We start from the raw sequence: 17614 nt of genomic DNA on the forward strand, positions 1-17614 counted from the left end.
GCGAAGAGAGACAGACACGATTTTCAGCCTGATACAGATTAACAGAATTTGCCTGGCGGCTTTAGCGCGGTGGTCCCACCTGATTCCATGCCGAACTCAGAAGTGAAACGCCGTAGCGCCGATGGTAGTGTGGGGTCTCCCCATGTGAGAGTAGGGAACTGCCAGGCATCAATCAGAAAGAACCCCGTACCGGAAGGTGCGGGGTTTTTTGCTTTGTGCACGGAAAAACATGCCGGATGGCGGCTTCCCCTTATCCGGCCTACAATTGTTAAAACGATTTTAACAATGGTGCCGCTTTGACTCGTCCTTTTGATTACCAACAAGATTTTGCAAATATAAATTTTCGCGAACATCCCGAACGGTATCAGGTTGGCCGGGGTGAGCAGGGCGTATTGATGGTCGAGCCTTATAAAAGCGAAATCCTTCCACACTGGCGTTTTAAAAATTCTGAAGTCGCAGCGCGTTCGGCACAAGAGATATACGCTCTCTTTGAAGAGTACCGCAGTAAAAACGATTTTGTAGGTATGGATATGGCGCGTAAATTCATACAAATGGGCTATACCCGCGCCCGGCGATACGCGAATCATAAGGGCGGTAAAAAGTATGATGCGGAACGACAAGTCAAACCCTTCGATCACGATCCAGTGAAAGCAGAAGCAGCCGCAGTCTTCAAAAAGTGGTGGGATAAAATTCGTGCAGACGAAGATTACTTGCAGCGAAAAAAGGCCCACCAGCAGTCCTGGGGATAATTACTGCGTCCGCTAATAATTAGATAGCTGATCGAGTTCACAAAACGCAATGAAACATATTGGAAACATTTTATTTACCTAACGATTCGTTTTAAATCCGGTTTTACTGTTTGTGGGCAAAGGCCCGCAATGTGAGACAGGGGATATTAAAATGACAGAAACCGTAGCCAGTGCAGATACGGATAACACCAATTTGGCAGGTAAGGATACTCGCCGTCGGGTTTGGGCAATCGTTGGGGCCTCATCAGGAAACCTTGTAGAGTGGTTTGACTTTTACGTCTATTCATTTTGTTCACTCTACTTTGCGCATATCTTTTTCCCGTCAGGGAACACCACAACTCAGCTTTTGCAAACCGCAGGCGTTTTTGCCGCCGGGTTCCTGATGCGCCCTATCGGTGGATGGCTATTCGGCAGGATCGCGGACAGGAAAGGGCGCAAGACATCCATGCTCATCTCTGTATGCATGATGTGCGTCGGCTCGCTGGTGATTGCCTGCCTGCCCGGTTATGAGACTATCGGAACATGGGCACCGGCGTTGTTGTTGCTGGCACGTCTGTTCCAGGGGCTATCCGTCGGTGGCGAATATGGCACCAGTGCGACATACATGAGCGAAGTGGCGGTTGAAGGTCGCAAAGGTTTCTACGCATCATTCCAGTATGTAACCCTCATTGGCGGACAGCTACTGGCGTTACTGGTTGTGGTGATCCTTCAACAAATCCTTAGCGATGAAGATTTACGCGCCTGGGGCTGGCGCATTCCGTTTGCCCTGGGGGCAGCCCTGGCGGTTGTGGCGCTGTGGCTACGCCGTCAGCTTGATGAAACCTCACAACAGGAGGTCAGGGCGCTTAAAGAAGCTGGTTCGATGAAAGGGCTGTGGCGTAACCGCAAAGCATTTTTGATGGTATTAGGCTTTACCGCCGCAGGCTCGCTAAGCTTCTATACCTTCACCACCTATATGCAAAAATATCTGGTCAACACTACGGGCATGCATGCAAACGTTGCGAGTGTCGTCATGACGGTGGCGTTACTGGTCTTTATGCTCATCCAGCCAATTGTCGGCGCGCTGTCGGACAAAATTGGTCGCCGTACCTCCATGCTGATCTTTGGCGGCATGCTCACCCTGGGTACCGTTCCGCTTTTGACGGCGCTACAGCATACAACCTCTCCGTATGCCGCTTTCGCTTTAATCATGGTGGCGCTCATTATTATCAGTTTTTACACGGCAATCAGCGGCATTTTGAAAGCGGAAATGTTTCCCGCACAGGTGAGGGCGCTGGGCGTAGGCCTCTCTTATGCGGTTGCAAACGCCCTGTTCGGCGGTTCGGCAGAGTATGTCGCGTTATCCCTTAAGTCATGGGGCAGTGAAACGACCTTCTTCTGGTATGTCACCGTTATGGGGGCGCTGGCGTTTATTGTCTCGCTGATGCTGCATCGCAAAGGAAAAGGTATCCGCCTTTAATAATGCGCCATCTGCCAGACGGCGTAGCCGGTTGTTGCCCCGGCTACGTCCCAGGCAAAATCTTTCCAGCTCCAGCCACTTCCCGAGGGGCGGCTATCCCAAAGTTCTTTTGATGCCCCCAGGCTGATGGAGAACATCAGGCCTATTGTGGCACTTCGATCCCGGCTATATCCCTGGTGCAGCGCATACTCATTACCCGCAGCGGACATCATTGCAGACGCCAGAAAGTGCTGAGCTTTATCCTGACCCGACCAGTTATCATTAGCCATATGGCTGCAACCTGTCAGCAAAAGAGGGATTATCAGGCAAGGCGTACGCATTAACAGGCTCCATAAAAAAAGCCCCGTCGATGACAGGGCTCGTGTATTACAGAATGCGGCTGATGAGGCGATCGATACGGATCCGACGTAGACGGCGAATCAGCTTGCGAACTTTCACCGGGTAATCAGCGATGCTTTGCAGATCGCGATAATGACGAACCACTGTGGTATGCGTGCGTATAAGCTCCAGCTCACGATCGCGTTTCGCGGCTAACGCATGCTGAGGATCGTGAATAAGAATGGCGTTTTCCAAATCCAGACGCCAGGCGCGTGGGTTCAGGTTATTACCGGTCAGCAGCATCCACTCGTCATCAACCCACATTCCTTTGAGATGATAACTGTTATCTTCATCTTTCCAGAGGCGCACGACGAGCTGGTCCGTGTTCACATAGTACTGTAAACGGCTCAGAAAGCGGCGCAGGTTAATCTCATAGAGATAAGGCAGTGCGCCGATGATCTTGAAAGGCTGATCTTCCGGAATGAAAAAGTCGTTTGCCGTTTTATCCCCGACAATGATTTCCACCTTTTTACCATCACGCAGCAACTGAATGATATTACGCACCAGAACGGCGGGAAGGTTGAAGTACGGGGTGCAGATGGTGAGCTTATGCTCCGCGCACGGCATCAAATGGAAGATAGTCTTGTTCAGGAGGCTGGATTTACCCAGGCCTACCAGAGGCGTAACGGACAGTTCTTCATTATTGGCATCACCCTGGAAACGATAAACCGCATCGCGCAGCTCCTGGCGGAAGGAGCGAACGTCGTTTTTGATTTCCGGGCTTTTCGGGCGATGAGGATCGTCAAGACGGTGCACACCCCGGCCATGAACCAGGTTTTTATCAACCCAGTTGAACATGATGTCGGTCATCTGCGGATTACGGATAAGATGGTAGCGATCGTAACGGTATTTATCGAGCTGATGGAGATACACATCATTCAGACTGGCGCCGCTATAAAGGACGCTGTCATCAATGATAAATCCTTTAAAATGAAGAACGCCAAGCGCTTCACGGGTATTCACCGGTACGCCATATACCGGGATATCAATACCCGGATTTTCCTGGGCCATGCGGCAATACCAGTCAGCATTGGTATTCGAGGCAGCCGCACCAATACGGCCACGCTGAGCACGGTGCCAGTCAACCAGCACGCGAACATCCAGTTCCGGACGCTGACGTTTCGCTTCATAGAGCGCGTTCAGGATCGCACGCCCACCTTCATCTTGTTCAAGATAGAGCGCCACAATGCAAATACGTCGCGTAGCGCTGGCAATCTTTTCAAGAAGCGTCTCCCGGAAATGAGCGGGAGCATAAAAGAACTCTACATCATCAACTGACTGAGAAATCTTCGGTAGTTGAGCAAGGTGTTGTTGATGTTTATTACGCTTAAATTTTGACAACATCACAGTGCGTTTCTTCTCTGTTCATTGAAGGGTTGTCTGTACCAGGCAAACAACATAAGCGGACAATGATACCCCAGTGCCGGGAAAAGTGGGTAACATTTCCAGCAGCTTACTCTTGTTTATCCGTCGAAGTCAGGCTGAGGGACAAAGAGACAATGCCTTCATCCAGCTGGATATCAACGTCAAAACCGAGCTTCCGCGCCAGGGTCACCATACCCCGATTATTTGGCATAGTAATGCCATTGAGCCGTGACAATCCGTGATCGCGCGTATAACCAATGAGTTTTTCGAGCAGCCGTCTGCCCAAACCCAAACCTTTAAGATCGGAACGCACCAGTACGGCAAACTCCGCATCCACGTTATCCGGGTCGGAAATGGCACGCGTCACGCCGAGGATCTCTTCTCCCTCTGCGGAACGGCGGACCGCCACAATCGCCATTTCTCGATCGTAGTCGATCTGGGTCATATTGGCTAAATCGTCGTGGGTAAATTCATTAATTTCGCTGAAATAGCGATAGTACAAATCTTCTTTCGTCACCTGCGAGATGAACGCTCGCAGCAGCGGCTCGTCTTCCGGCAGGATAGGGCGAAACAGTGCCCGCTCTCCATTTTTCATCTCCACCCACTCTTCCAGATGGAGAGGATAAGGACGAATGGCGAGACGGCTTTCCCGGTCACCGACAAATGGCGCAATTTCCAGCGTCACGTCGAGGGCAGTGAATTCATTTCCGGAAGCGAGGAGCGGGTGGATGTCCAGGCGCTGGATCTCAGCACAGTCAACAATGAGGTTGGAGACCTTCACCAGAAACTGGCTTAACCCGGCGATATCAAGCGGCCTCAGAGCGCTTCTGCCGCGGATTTTTTTACTTTTGATGGCCTGAATAACCAAATAACGCGCCAGGTTCATGTTTAGAGGTGGAAGCGCGACAGCCGCTTGTTCTTCTGGCCGCCATTCAACGCCGCCTTCACCCAGCATAATAAGTGGACCAAAAACCGGATCGTGTTCGACGACCACGCGCAGCTCCTGCGCACCTGCTCGGTTAGCCATGCTCTGCACCAGCAGGCCGTGGATCCGGGCCTGTGGCCACGTCATTTTAACGCGATCGATAATGGCATCCGCGGCCTGTTGTACTTCTGTCGCGGTGCGCAGATACAGCATGACGCCCTGAACATCCGATTTGTGCGGAATATCGGGGGAGCGCAGCTTCAGCGCGACCGGATAGCCAATCTGCTCAGCGATATGTACCGCCTCAGCGCTGTCACCGGCAATCCAGGTCGGCAGTGTTTGCATCCCATAGCTGCCAAGAATGGGTTGCACTTCATGCGTATCAAGCGAAGTGGCGCCCTCTTCGATGGCCTGTTGCAATAAACTGTGTACGTCCACCGAATTTGCTGTGAGGTTGCCCGGTAGGGCAGGCGTTTCACGCAGCTGCTTCTGGTTGCGGCGGTACTCAACCATATGCATAAACGCGGTTATGGTGCCCTCTGGCGTACGGTAGGTTGGCAACCCGGCTTCACTAAACAGACGTCGCGCTTCCTGCGAGGAGAACTCGCCGCACCAGTTGGTCAGCAGGGTGACGTATTTGCCGCGCGGATGGTTTCGGACAGCCTCAATCAGCGTTCGTGCACTTTCGCTGCCTGGCGCAACCGCGCTGGGCGAATGGATAATCATCAGCGCATCAAAGTCCTGGCTATCCAGCAAAATCGTGATCGCCTTAATGTAACGATCGCTGCTGGCATCATCGCGCAAATCGAGGGGATTATCGGGAACAACGCTTCCCGGTAACGCGTCCCGCAGGCGCTGTAGCGTCTCTTCACCCAGCGTGGCCAGCTTGCCGTTGCGTAGCCAGAGCTCGTCCAGCGCCAGGGCGGCGGGAGCGGCTCCGTTGCTGACAATCATCAGCTTTTCACCGCGCAGGGGACGCATGTGGCTCAACGTTTCGACGGCGGAAAAAAGCTCGTGCGTATCCTGTACCCGCAGTAAACCGGCGCGCTGGATCGCTGCATCCCATGCGGGATCCATCCCGGAATGGGATTGCAGCAGGCGCTGAGCCGCGGGGCTGCGCCCGCTTTTGATGACCAGAATCGGTTTATTACGCGATGCGCTACGCGACGCCGACACAAAACGACGGGCGTCACTCAGGTGTTCAAGGTAGAGCAGGATAGCGCTGGTTTTGCTGTCACGCGCCAGGAAATCCAGCAGCTCATCGACGTCAATGTCCAGGCTGTCGCCGAGGGCGATGAAATAGGAAAAGCCCATCTCACGCTGCTGCGCCCAGTCGAGGATGGTATTGGATACCGCTGCCGACTGTGAAATAAAGGCCAGTTTGCCTTTACGGATCGGAACCGGGGAAAAACTGGCATTCAGCCCTTGCCAGGGCGCAAGCAGACCGAGGCTATTTGGACCAAGAATGCGCATCTGGTAGCGGCTGGCGCAGGCCAGCAGTTCGGGCTGCTGTTCAGGAGGCGAGGAAAGAATAATGCAGGTTTTACAGCCTTTCTGACCGAGCGACTCAAGCAATTCGAGGTTTCGTTTCGCATGCGTACAGAGCACGGCGAGGTCGGGAACAAACGGTAAACTTTGCACGTCCGGCCACGCCAGCACCCCCTGTACCGCTTTATAAGCGGGCGTAACGGGCATGACCGGGCCGTTAAACCCGCCAGCCAGCAGGTTACGCATCATCAGATACCCTGCGCGGTCCGGTTTCATCGAGGCGCCAATAACGGCAATGGATTTCGGACGGAGTAGCGCTTCTAACCCTCTCTGGCTCATGCAGGCCTCCTGTGAATGCAAGCGACCTGATGATTTTAAACGCTTTCTGTCTCTGTTGCTGTGACGCTACCCTTATGAACGGTTTTTCCTGCCAGATAACGTTCGCGGAAGCAGGAGAAGTGGGAGCTTAATGCGCTGGCCGCCTGGGTATCGCCCGCCAGATCCAGTAGCGCAATGGCGACTTCAGCGGTGCAATATTGACCCTCGGCATGCGCTTCTCGTAAGCGATAGGCCGAAACGCGCGACAGATCGACGGAAATCACCGGCAGCACATCAAGATAAGGGCTTTTGCGAAACATCTTTCTTGCTTCGGTCCAGGTGCCGTCGAGCATAATAAACAGCGGCGGCTTACCGGATGGTGGCGCCGTAAGCACCTGGCGTTGTTCGCCTGCATATGATGCCGGGAAAACGACCATGGGCTGATAGTCCGGGTTTGCCACCAGGTCAAGCAGAGCCTGAGGTGGCTCAGTGCGCGACCACTGAAACGCTGCGGTATTGGGCAGAATATCGGCGATCAAACGCCCCGTGTTGCTGGGCTTCATCGGTTCGGTATCGAACATGACCAGACAAAAGCGGCTTTTCGCCTCGCTCGGTGTAAGCGTTTCGCACAGACACACTTTCAGCGGTAAAAGGCAGCGCTGGCAGCGGCGAATACGATTGCCTCGGGCCAGAAAAGGGCGGGTTGCGCGCGCAAGGCGCTCGGCGCGTAATTGAAGTACAGCGTTATCAGTCATGGGCGAAAAGGCAGGAAAAAACCCATTTTCGCAGAGGAGAGAACGGGGCACAAGATGTGCCCCGTGAATGTTACAGGGATTCGTTTAACCAGCTGTCGAAAGGCGCCTTCGGTACTGCACCATTGAGCATGTCGATCACTTCCCCATTTTTGAAAATCATAATTGTTGGAATGCTGCGAATGCGAAAACGGGCGCTGAGTTCACGTTCCGCTTCGGTATTCACTTTAACAAAACGCATTTTCCCGCTGCGCTCTTCAGCCACGTCTTCGAAGATGGGCGCAAAGTTACGGCAGGGGCCGCACCACGGTGCCCAGAAATCGACCACAACCGGCAGATCGTCCTTGAGGAGTTTGTCCAGCGTAGCACCCGTCGCGTTAATGACATCGCCATCAAATAATTCGTGGCCACAACGCCCGCATTTCGCACCGTCATCCATCCGATCGTCTGGAATGCGGTTTAAAGCCTGACAGTTGGCACATACGGTATTCATAACTAACCTCTGATAGAGCCGTGGAACAACGGCAGAACGCCGATAATGTTTCTGATATGTTACATATTATCAGTGAGCCTGTATAAATCGACAACGCGTTTTATTCAATGGGAACAATAGTCACAGGCTTTTGTACGAAATTATGGCTATGAGCTTGCACATCGGGTAATCTGCGCGCTTCGCGCAGCGCTGGTGGAGAAAAGCATGAACGACGAAATGAAAAACAAAAGCGGCAAGGTCAAAGTGATGTATGTCCGCAGTGATGATGACTCTGATAAACGCACCCAAAATCCGCGTACCGGAAAAGGTGGCGGGCGTCCGGCGTCTTCTCGTGCAGACGGTGGCCGTCGCCCCGCCCGCGATGACAGAAATAACCGCGGCGATGACCGCAAACGTGATGACCGTAAGCGTGACGATCGCAAACGCGATGATTTTGTCCGCGACGGTGGATCGCCATGGCGTACCGTTTCGCGCGCGCCCGGTGAAGAGGCGACCGAAAAAGCCGATCACGGCGGTATCAGCGGAAAAAGCTTTATCGATCCGGAAGTGCTGCGTCGTCAGCGTGCGGAAGAAACCCGTGTATATGGCGAGAACGCCTGTCAGGCCCTGTTCCAGAGCCGCCCGGAGTGTATCGTTCGCGCATGGTTTATCCAGAGCGTGACCCCGCGCTTTAAAGAAGCGCTGCGCTGGATGGCGGCGAACCGTAAAGCCTACCACGTGGTTGACGATGCCGAGCTGACAAAAGCGTCCGGGACTGAACACCACGGCGGCGTCTGCTTCCTGATCAAAAAACGTAACGGCACCACCGTGCAGCAGTGGGTCAGCCAGGCGGATGCCGATGACTGTGTGCTGGCGCTGGAAGATGTGGGTAACCCGCATAACCTGGGCGCTATGATGCGTAGCTGCGCGCACTTTGGCGTGAAAGGCGTTCTGTTGCAGGATGCCGCGCTGCTGGAATCCGGTGCGGCAATCCGTACCGCGGAAGGCGGTGCTGAGCATGTTCAGCCGATCACCGGCGACAGCGTGCTGGAGGCCCTTGAGCAATTCCGTAACGCGGGCTACACCATTGTCACCACCTCAAGCCGTGCCGCTACGCCGCTGTTTAAAGCGACGTTGCCGCGCAAAATGGTGCTGGTGTTAGGTCAGGAGCGCGATGGTCTGTCTGATGCGGCACTCTCCAGCGCTGACATGAGCGTTTCTATCGACGGCACTGGCAACGTTGAAAGCCTGAACGTATCCGTTGCGACCGGCGTGCTGCTGGCCGAATGGTGGCGTCAGAACAAAGCATAAGCCTTTTATGTGCCGGGCCTGACCCGGCACATTCAAACCCTACTCACTCTCTGCCGGTAACACAGGCATCCAGTCAATCGGCTTTTCGCCACGCTTTTCCAGCCACTCATTCGTCAGAACAAAATGGTTACTGCCAAAGAAACCGCGATGCGCAGACAGCGGCGACGGGTGCGGTGCTTTCAGTACGTGATGGCGCTGACGATCGATAATCGCCCCTTTCTTTTGGGCATGTGAACCCCAGAGTAAAAACACGACGCCTTCACGATGCTCATTGATTAGGCTGATAACCTTATCGGTAAAGGTTTCCCATCCCAGACTGGCGTGGGAGTGTGCCTGACCCGCCCGGACGGTTAATACGGTATTCAGCAACAGCACGCCCTGGCGCGCCCAGCTTTCCAGATAACCGTGATTAGGGCGGGTGAAACCCGGAATCGTTCCTTCCAGCTCTTTATACATATTCAGCAGAGAAGGGGGAATGGCCACGCCCGGACGCACGGAAAATGCCAGTCCGTGAGCCTGCCCGGGACCATGGTACGGATCCTGCCCCAGTATAACCACCTTCACGTCGCTCAGTTCGGTGTAGCGAAAGGCGTTAAATACATCTTTCTGCGGTGGATAAATTGTCTGGCCGGCCTGCCGTTCAGCCGCAACGGTACTGAGGGTATTAATAAAATAGGGCTGCTGCTTCTCTTCTGCCAGCACGTCATGCCAGGTTAAAGGTGTTGTCATCTCGCTCTCCTGCGAATTTCATTCTTTGCCTAGCTTACCTGCTAATGGCTGGTGAGCAAAATTACCCGCGGAAAAGCGGCTAAGTGTCTCAATTTATGTTGAAAACCAGGCAGGGTAAGTTGAATTGGTAAATCATTAAAATTGATCTAAAACAAAAAATTCAGACCACACTCTTTATGTGGTTAGTGATTTTGTTGATTTAAATCAATAAATCACCCGGGTCTGAATGTTATATATACACACAACAAACAATGGTTTTACCAATTGGCCGCAAAAGGCCAGCATCAGTTAATGTAGCCTAAGGGAGGCAACACATGATTACAGGTATCCAGATTACTAAAGCTGCAAATGACGATCTGCTGAACTCTTTCTGGCTGCTGGACAGCGAGAAAAACGAAGCGCGCTGTGTAGTAGCGAAAGCAGGTTTTGCGGAAGACGAAATCGTTCCGGTGAGCAAACTGGGCGAAATTGAATACCGTGAAATTCCAATGCAAGTGCAACCAGAAGTGCGCGTGGAAGGTGGTCAGCACCTGAACGTTAACGTCCTGCGTCGTGAAACGCTGATGGATGCTGTTGAGAACCCAGAAAAATACCCGCAGCTGACCATCCGTGTGTCTGGCTATGCGGTGCGTTTCAACTCTCTGACTCCGGAACAGCAGCGCGACGTTATCGCCCGTACCTTTACTGAAAGCCTGTAAGGTTTCAGCTTCGGGGGTGGAATAAAAAAGCCGGGAATGTCCCGGCTTTTTTTTACTCTTCAGTTTTTGTCTCTGGCGCAGCAGAACTTGGCTTACGGCGCTTACCAATATTTTTGGTATCGCGGTGGCGCTGCTTCACGCGCGGCTTCTCTTTTTCTTTCTCTTTTCTCTCAGCACGTTTCGCGAGCGCTTTCTTGGACGGTTTACCCGTCATTTTTTCACTCGGCGCACGTGTCGTCGGACGAAGTTCGTCAATCACACGAGCTTTTAGCGGCTCATCAACGTAGCGGCCAATTTTTTGGAGCAGCAGATGGTCGTGCGCTTCTACCAGAGAAATAGCAATCCCTTTGCGGCCCGCACGGCCGGTACGACCAATACGGTGCAGGTAAGTATCACCGCTGCGAGGCATATCAAAGTTGATCACATGGCTCACGTCCGGGATGTCGATCCCGCGCGCGGCAACGTCGGTTGCAACCAGCACATTCACGCGACCATCGGTCAGGCGCTTAATCCCTTCGGTACGCTTAACCTGTGCCATTTCACCTTCGAGATAGCAGTTGTTGATGCCAGCGTTGCGGAGCATTTCTGCCAGCTCATGCACGCGCTCGCGTTTACGTACGAAGACGATGGTACGGGTTGCTTCTTCCTGCTTCAGCAGATGTTTCAGCAACTCAACTTTATGCTCAAGGTTATCTGCGCGGTAGTACCACTGGTGGATCTTCTTACGCTCACGCGTCGATGGCGTAGCGGACACTTCCACCGGATCTTCCAGCAGACGTTCGGCGAAATCTTTAATGGCATCCCCTTCAAGGGTTGCCGAGAACAGCATTGTCTGGTTACGCCAGCGCGTTTCACCCGCGATGTGTTCGATATCCTGGGCAAAGCCCATGTCCAGCATGCGGTCAGCTTCATCGAGAATCAGCGTTTCCACCGCCCGGCAGTCGAAGTTCTCTTCTTTTATGTATTGCAGCAGACGGCCTGTCGTCGCGACAACGATATCCTGGTTTTCGCTGAACACTTCGGCGTGGTTCATATACGCTACGCCGCCGGTGATGGTCGCGATATCCAGATGGGTGTTCGCCGCCAGCTCACGCGCGTGTTCGGCAACCTGCATCGCCAGTTCACGGGTCGGGGTCAGGATCAAAATGCGCGGCGGCCCTGATTTTTTACGCGGAAAATCGAGCAAATGCTGCAACACAGGCAGCAAGTAGGCTGCTGTCTTCCCCGTGCCGGTTGGCGCAGAACCGAGCACATCGCGGCCCTCAAGCGCAGGCGGAATGGCCGCGGCCTGAATGGCGGTCGGGCGTGTAAAGCCTTTACTCTCAAGAGCATTGAGCAGGCTTTCATCGAGTTCAAGTTCGGAAAAAGTCGTTACAGTCATGTTCTACCTCTGTGTGGGGCGCTGATTATAGACGTTACGGCTGTAATCTTCATCTGTTTGTATGGATATCGCTTTTCGACCACTTCGCTTTCCCCTATGCTACTCCAGTTTCACACAGAAGGTTGCCCTGACATGTCTCAACTCAAAGCGCAGTTGCGCCGCGATGGTTTTACGTTTAAACAATTTTTTGTGGCGCACGATCGTTGCGCAATGAAAGTCGGTACAGACGGTATTTTACTGGGTGCATGGGCCCCTGTCGCAGGTGTAAAACGCATTCTGGATATTGGTACGGGCAGCGGACTTCAGGCGCTGATGCTGGCGCAGCGTACAGAAGAACACGTCACTATCGACGCCGTTGAGCTTGATCCTCAGGCGGCCCAGCAGGCAAGCGAAAACGCTGCCGATTCTCCGTGGGCAGAACGGATCAGGGTGGAATGCGCCGATGTCCTGACCTGGGCACCGGAGCAGACTGCGCGTTACGATTTGATCGTCAGCAATCCGCCGTATTTCACGCCAGGTGTGGAGTGTGGAACGCCGGAACGCGAGCAGGCACGTTACACCGGCTCGCTCGATCACAAGGCGCTACTGACCAGCGCGGCGGAACTCATCTCGGAAGAGGGATTTTTCTGCGTGGTCTTGCCCGAAAGCACGGGTAACACCTTCATTGAGATCGCTCGGGATATCGGCTGGAGTTTGCGTCTTCGTACCGATATTTCGGATACGGAAGGTCGCTTACCGCACCGTGTGTTGCTGGCGCTCTCGCCGAAAGAGGGGGAGTGCTTTACCGACAGGATGGTTATTCGCGGGCCAGACCAGCGTTATTCCGAAGATTACACTGCCCTGACCCAGGCCTTTTATCTGTTTATGTGAACCTGCGGCGTCAACACCGACGGGCCGGACGTTTCCAGCGGGTCGGGATAGTCCAGCGTATAATGCAGGCCACGACTCTCTTTGCGCATCATCGCACAGCGTACAATCAGCTCGGCAACCTGCACAAGGTTGCGCAGCTCCAGCAGATTATTGGAAACGCGGAAGTTGGCGTAATATTCATCAATTTCCTGCTGCAACATCATGATGCGGCGTAACGCGCGTTCCAGACGCTTCGTTGTGCGTACAATCCCGACATAATCCCACATGAGAAGCCGCAGCTCGTGCCAGTTATGCTGGATAACCACCAGTTCGTCCGGGTTCTCTACCCGACTTTCATCCCATGCTGGCAGGTGCGTTGTTGGACGTGCATAGGGCATGCGTTTGGTTATATCTTCCGCAGCCGACCACCCATACACAAGACACTCCAGCAATGAGTTTGATGCCATGCGATTCGCACCATGCAGGCCGGTGTAACTGACCTCGCCGATCGCATACAAACCATCCACGTCGGTACGACCATGATCGTCAACCATCACCCCGCCACAGGTATAGTGGGCGGCAGGCACAATCGGCACCGGATCGCGGGTTAAATCGATACCCAGACTCAGCAGCTTTTCATAAATCATCGGGAAGTGCTGGCGAATAAAGTCTGCCGGTTTATGGCTAATGTCCAGATACATACAGTCCACGCCAAGCCGCTTCATCTCGTGGTCAATGGCGCGGGCCACGATATCCCGCGGGGCAAGTTCACCTCGGGGGTCGAAGTCCGGCATAAACCTGGAACCGTCCGGTCGCTTGAGATACGCGCCTTCGCCGCGCAACGCTTCAGTTAACAGGAAGTTACGTGCCTGCGGGTGGAACAGGGCGGTAGGATGGAACTGATTAAACTCCATATTCGCTACGCGGCAGCCTGCGCGCCAGGCCATGGCGATACCGTCTCCGGAGGCGATATCCGGGTTAGTCGTGTACTGGTAAACCTTGGAGGCGCCGCCGGTCGCCAGCACAACGGCTTTAGCCTGGCAGGTTTCCACCTTCTCTTTATTCCGATTCCACACCCATGCGCCGACAATACGGCGCGTGCCGGGCAGGCCAATTTTATCGGAAATAATCAGGTCGACGGCGTTACTGCGCTCCAGCACCCGAATATTGGGATGGCTGAGGGCTTTGCTGACCAGCGTGGTTTCAACCGCTTTTCCTGTTGCATCAGCAGCGTGCAGAATACGGCGATGGCTGTGCCCGCCTTCACGGGTCAGATGATAGCTCTCTTCACCATTAGGCTGAACCTGCGTATCAAACAGCACGCCCTGGTCGATAAGCCATTGCACGCAGTGGCGGGCATTGCTGGCGACAAACTCTGCGGCATGCTCATCCACGATCCCGGCACCGGCAATCAGAGTGTCTTCTACGTGTGAGGCAATGCTGTCCGTTTCATCAAACACGGCGGCAATACCGCCTTGTGCATAGAAGGTGGAACCTTCGCTCATCGGCCCTTTACTCAGCACGATTACGTTCTGATGTTCCGCCAGGCGCAGCGCGAGGGAGAGGCCAGCAGCACCGCTGCCGATAATCAGTACATCACAATGGAGTTCAGGCGTTGTATTCATGATGTTTGTTTAATTTACTAAACATGGTCTGGGCAGAATAGCATTGTGATGCGAGTTATCGCACGTTTTTTTTGAAGCGTGTTGCAATGACTAAACGGATGGCCGGAAGTTAAATCATCGCTAAATGACTGGAATTATTTTGCGAAGCAGATCGTTAGCTTCAGATTTTGTGGTGAAATAAAGCCTGTGTTGCGTTACTCTTCTGACGATAAAGTTAATGATTCTTGTCAGAAAGCGGGTGCGTATCGTGAACAGACTTATAATGAGAGAAAATGAACGGTCTGCGGCGCGATGAACAAAAACAAAGGCGTTACGGAACTTATTGAAGAACAGACGCTCTAATTCGGTGCTTGCTCAAAGTGCAATGTTGTTAGAGTGGCGTTTCGATAACGCGTGGAATTTGGTTTGGGGAGACATTACCTCGGATGAGCGAGCAGTTAACGGACCAGGTCCTGGTTGAACGGGTCCAGAAGGGAGATCAGAAAGCTTTTAACCTACTGGTGGTGCGCTACCAGCATAAGGTAGCGAGTCTGGTTTCCCGCTATGTACCGTCAGGCGATGTTCCTGATGTGGTACAAGAGTCTTTTATTAAGGCCTATCGCGCGCTGGATTCATTCCGGGGGGATAGTGCTTTTTATACCTGGCTGTATCGTATTGCAGTCAATACGGCTAAGAATTATTTGGTTGCTCAGGGGCGTCGTCCGCCTTCAAGTGATGTTGACGCTATCGATGCAGAAAACTTCGAAAGTGGCGGCGCGCTGAAAGAAATTTCGAACCCTGAGAACTTAATGTTGTCAGAAGAACTGAGACAAATCGTTTTTCGCACGATCGAGTCGCTCCCGGAAGATTTACGCATGGCAATTACGTTACGGGAGCTGGATGGCCTAAGCTATGAAGAGATAGCCGCCATCATGGATTGTCCGGTCGGCACGGTTCGTTCACGAATTTTCCGTGCGCGAGAAGCCATTGATAATAAAGTTCAACCGCTTATCAGGCGTTGACGATAGCGGGATACTGGAAAAGGTATTAGGCATGCAGAAAGAAAAACTTTCCGCTTTAATGGATGGTGAAATGCTGGATAGTGAGCTGCTCGATGAGTTGTCTCATTCTCCCGAAATGCAACAGACCTGGGAGAACTATCATCTTATCCGCGACACTCTGCGGGGTGATACCAGCGATGTTCTCCATTTCGATATCTCAGCACGCGTTATGGCGGCCATTGAGAACGAACCTGTTCATCAGACCACGCCGCTTATTCCTGAAGCGCAGCCTGCACCTCACCAATGGCAGAAAATGCCGTTCTGGCACAAGGTGCGTCCATGGGCCAGCCAGCTCACCCAGATGGGAGTCGCTGCGTGTGTATCGCTTGCAGTTATCGTTGGGGTCCAGCACTATAATACCCAGTCTGAAGCCAGTCAGCAGCCTGAAGCGCCAGTGTTCAATACGCTGCCGATGATGGGTAAAGCCAGTCCGGTTAGCCTGGGCGTACCGGCAGATGCCTCCGCAAGCGGCGGACAGCAACAGCAGGTACAGGAGCAGCGTCGTCGCATTAATGCGATGTTGCAGGATTACGAGTTGCAGCGTCGTCTGCACTCCGAGCAGCTTCAGTTTGAGCAGGCCCAAACCCAGCAGGCTGCTGTGCAGGTGCCAGGAAACCAAACTTTAGGAACGCAATCGCAGTAATGAAGCAACTTTGGTTCGCCATGTCTTTGATGGCGGGTAGCCTGTTCTTCTCTGCTAACGCCTCGGCTGATGTTTCATCCGGGGCGTTGTTGCAGCAAATGAATCTGGCCAGCCAGTCACTCAATTACGAGTTGGCATTTATTAGCATCAATAAGCAGGGTGTCGAATCGTTACGCTATCGCCACGCCCGCCTTGATAATCAGCCGCTCGCCCAGCTTTTACAGATGGATGGCCCGCGTCGGGAAGTGGTCCAGCGTGGGAACGAAATCAGCTATTTCGAGCCAGGCCTTGAGCCGTTTACGCTCAATGGTGACTACATCGTTGATTCCTTGCCATCGCTCATTTACACCGATTTTAAACGTCTCGCCCCCTACTATGATTTTATCTCAGTGGGGCGAACGCGTATTGCCGACAGGTTGTGCGAAGTGATCCGCGTAGTCGCGCGGGATGGGACACGTTACAGCTATATCGTCTGGATTGACGCAGAGACGAAGCTGCCGATGCGCGTTGATCTGCTCGATCGCGACGGTGAAACGCTGGAGCAGTTCCGCGTGATCTCCTTCGACGTGAACGGTCAGGTTGGCAACAGTATGCAGAATCTGGCCAAAGCCAGCCTACCGCCTTTGCTTTCCGTACCTGCCGGCGATTCTGTCAATTTCAACTGGGTACCTTCCTGGATCCCGCAAGGATTCAGCGAAGTATCCAGCAGCCGTCGCCAGCTGCCGACTATCGAAACACCGGTTGAGTCGCGCCTCTATTCCGATGGGCTATTTAGCTTCTCGGTGAATATCAATCGCGCTACGGCGAACAGTTCCGAACAGATGCTCCGTACCGGTCGCCGGACGGTTAGCACGACGGTACGCGATAATGCGGAAATTACCATTGTTGGTGAATTACCGCCGCCAACAGCAAAACGTATTTCAGACAGCATTAAATTCAGGGCTGCGCAATGATTAAAGAGTGGGCGACGGTCGTATCCTGGCAGGATGGCGTAGCGCTTGTCAGCTGTGACGTTAAAGCATCATGCAGCAGCTGCGCTTCGCGAGCCGGTTGCGGCAGCCGCGTATTGAATAAGCTGGGGCCGCAAACGTCGCACACTATTGCTGTGTCGAGCGATCAGCCGCTGGTGGCAGGGCAAAAAGTGGAGCTCGGCATCGCTGAAGGCAACCTGCTCACTTCCGCCATACTGGTTTACCTTTCTCCGCTCGCCGGACTTTTCGTGATGGGCGGGGTTTTCCAGATGCTGTTCGGTACAGATTTGGCCGCCATGTGCGGTGCCGCCTTGGGCGGTGTGGGCGGTTTCTGGCTTGCTAAAGGCGTTTCCCCAAGGCTTACCGCCCGGGAAGCCTGGCAGCCCGTCATTCTCAGCGTTGCACTGGCACCCGACCAACTTCGTGTTGAGACGCTCTCTTCTGAGGCCCGGTGATCTGCC

The 17614-nt window shown here is 53.6% G+C and carries 17 protein-coding genes and 1 rRNA gene; 10 read left to right on the forward strand and 8 right to left on the reverse strand.

Features of this window, described 5'->3' with window-relative positions:
• The first annotated feature begins 51 nt into the window (after positions 1 to 51).
• The 3 genes from rrf (at position 52) to ACOT1A_RS02610 (ending at position 2208) form a co-directional block, all read left to right on the forward strand.
• Positions 52 to 167, forward strand: a 5S ribosomal RNA gene (gene rrf, locus ACOT1A_RS02600).
• Between the two features lie 129 nt (positions 168 to 296).
• Positions 297 to 749, forward strand: coding sequence for a DUF4385 domain-containing protein (locus tag ACOT1A_RS02605; protein ID WP_048966853.1), 453 nt, complete (start codon positions 297 to 299; stop codon positions 747 to 749).
• Between the two features lie 151 nt (positions 750 to 900).
• Positions 901 to 2208: an MFS family transporter gene (locus ACOT1A_RS02610; RefSeq protein WP_048966852.1), complete on the forward strand. Its 1308-nt coding sequence runs from the start codon at positions 901 to 903 to the stop codon at positions 2206 to 2208.
• Here ACOT1A_RS02610 and ACOT1A_RS02615 read toward each other — a convergent pair.
• From ACOT1A_RS02615 to trxC, 5 genes are all read right to left on the reverse strand, one after another.
• Complete coding sequence (locus ACOT1A_RS02615; RefSeq protein ID WP_022649053.1) at positions 2205 to 2528, reverse strand: YfiM family lipoprotein; 324 nt, start codon at positions 2526 to 2528, stop codon at positions 2205 to 2207. The genes ACOT1A_RS02610 and ACOT1A_RS02615 overlap by 4 nt on opposite strands.
• A gap of 46 nt (positions 2529 to 2574) precedes the next feature.
• Entirely contained in the window at positions 2575 to 3930 is a 1356-nt protein-coding gene (gene pssA, locus ACOT1A_RS02620) for a CDP-diacylglycerol--serine O-phosphatidyltransferase (RefSeq protein WP_023306731.1), read from the reverse strand.
• A gap of 109 nt (positions 3931 to 4039) precedes the next feature.
• The gene (locus ACOT1A_RS02625; protein WP_048966850.1) at positions 4040 to 6703 is read right to left on the reverse strand and encodes a bifunctional acetate--CoA ligase family protein/GNAT family N-acetyltransferase; all 2664 of its coding nucleotides are present in this window, start codon (positions 6701 to 6703) and stop codon (positions 4040 to 4042) included.
• A gap of 35 nt (positions 6704 to 6738) precedes the next feature.
• Entirely contained in the window at positions 6739 to 7437 is a 699-nt protein-coding gene (gene tapT, locus ACOT1A_RS02630) for a tRNA-uridine aminocarboxypropyltransferase (protein WP_155019547.1), read from the reverse strand.
• 70 nt (positions 7438 to 7507) lie between these two features.
• Complete coding sequence (gene trxC / locus ACOT1A_RS02635) at positions 7508 to 7927, reverse strand: thioredoxin TrxC (RefSeq protein WP_003860733.1); 420 nt, start codon at positions 7925 to 7927, stop codon at positions 7508 to 7510.
• Between the two features lie 204 nt (positions 7928 to 8131).
• Between trxC and ACOT1A_RS02640 the strand changes: the two genes are divergently transcribed.
• Positions 8132 to 9217, forward strand: coding sequence for a tRNA/rRNA methyltransferase (locus ACOT1A_RS02640; RefSeq protein WP_023300740.1), 1086 nt, complete (start codon positions 8132 to 8134; stop codon positions 9215 to 9217).
• A 39-nt stretch (positions 9218 to 9256) separates the two neighbouring features.
• Here the strand turns inward: ACOT1A_RS02640 and ung are convergent, their stop codons facing one another.
• Positions 9257 to 9946 carry a uracil-DNA glycosylase gene (ung, locus tag ACOT1A_RS02645; RefSeq protein ID WP_003860729.1) on the reverse strand — a complete coding sequence of 230 codons (690 nt, stop codon included), beginning with the start codon at positions 9944 to 9946 and terminating at the stop codon, positions 9257 to 9259.
• A gap of 314 nt (positions 9947 to 10260) precedes the next feature.
• Here ung and grcA point away from each other — a divergent pair, with 314 nt between their 5' ends.
• Positions 10261 to 10644, forward strand: a complete 384-nt coding sequence (grcA, locus tag ACOT1A_RS02650; RefSeq protein WP_022649048.1) for an autonomous glycyl radical cofactor GrcA — start codon at positions 10261 to 10263, stop codon at positions 10642 to 10644.
• A 52-nt stretch (positions 10645 to 10696) separates the two neighbouring features.
• On the opposite strand, the gene srmB is transcribed toward grcA, so the two are convergent.
• On the reverse strand, positions 10697 to 12025 hold the full coding sequence (gene srmB / locus ACOT1A_RS02655; RefSeq protein WP_022649047.1) for an ATP-dependent RNA helicase SrmB: 1329 nt from the start codon (positions 12023 to 12025) through the stop codon (positions 10697 to 10699).
• Between the two features lie 132 nt (positions 12026 to 12157).
• On the opposite strand from srmB, the gene trmN reads away from it, so the two are divergent.
• Positions 12158 to 12895, forward strand: a complete 738-nt coding sequence (trmN, locus tag ACOT1A_RS02660; RefSeq protein ID WP_023306727.1) for a tRNA(1)(Val) (adenine(37)-N(6))-methyltransferase TrmN — start codon at positions 12158 to 12160, stop codon at positions 12893 to 12895.
• Here trmN and nadB read toward each other — a convergent pair.
• Positions 12880 to 14499 carry an L-aspartate oxidase gene (gene nadB / locus ACOT1A_RS02665; protein WP_045308543.1) on the reverse strand — a complete coding sequence of 540 codons (1620 nt, stop codon included), beginning with the start codon at positions 14497 to 14499 and terminating at the stop codon, positions 12880 to 12882. The genes trmN and nadB overlap by 16 nt on opposite strands.
• Before the next feature lie 425 nt (positions 14500 to 14924).
• On the opposite strand from nadB, the gene rpoE reads away from it, so the two are divergent.
• The 4 genes from rpoE to rseC are packed head-to-tail and all read left to right on the forward strand — an operon-like array spanning position 14925 to position 17608.
• On the forward strand, positions 14925 to 15500 hold the full coding sequence (rpoE, locus tag ACOT1A_RS02670) for an RNA polymerase sigma factor RpoE (protein WP_006176728.1): 576 nt from the start codon (positions 14925 to 14927) through the stop codon (positions 15498 to 15500).
• 31 nt (positions 15501 to 15531) lie between these two features.
• Positions 15532 to 16182, forward strand: a complete 651-nt coding sequence (gene rseA, locus ACOT1A_RS02675; protein WP_022649044.1) for an anti-sigma-E factor RseA — start codon at positions 15532 to 15534, stop codon at positions 16180 to 16182.
• On the forward strand, positions 16182 to 17135 hold the full coding sequence (rseB, locus tag ACOT1A_RS02680; RefSeq protein ID WP_022649043.1) for a sigma-E factor regulatory protein RseB: 954 nt from the start codon (positions 16182 to 16184) through the stop codon (positions 17133 to 17135). Before rseA ends, rseB begins: the two co-directional genes overlap by 1 nt.
• Positions 17132 to 17608 carry a SoxR-reducing system protein RseC gene (gene rseC, locus ACOT1A_RS02685; RefSeq protein ID WP_276170124.1) on the forward strand — a complete coding sequence of 159 codons (477 nt, stop codon included), beginning with the start codon at positions 17132 to 17134 and terminating at the stop codon, positions 17606 to 17608. Before rseB ends, rseC begins: the two co-directional genes overlap by 4 nt.
• Positions 17609 to 17614: the final 6 nt, after the last annotated feature.

Source organism: Enterobacter cloacae complex sp. SYL003 (genome assembly GCF_049236925.1).
In the GTDB taxonomy this organism is placed as follows: domain Bacteria; phylum Pseudomonadota; class Gammaproteobacteria; order Enterobacterales; family Enterobacteriaceae; genus Enterobacter; species Enterobacter intestinihominis.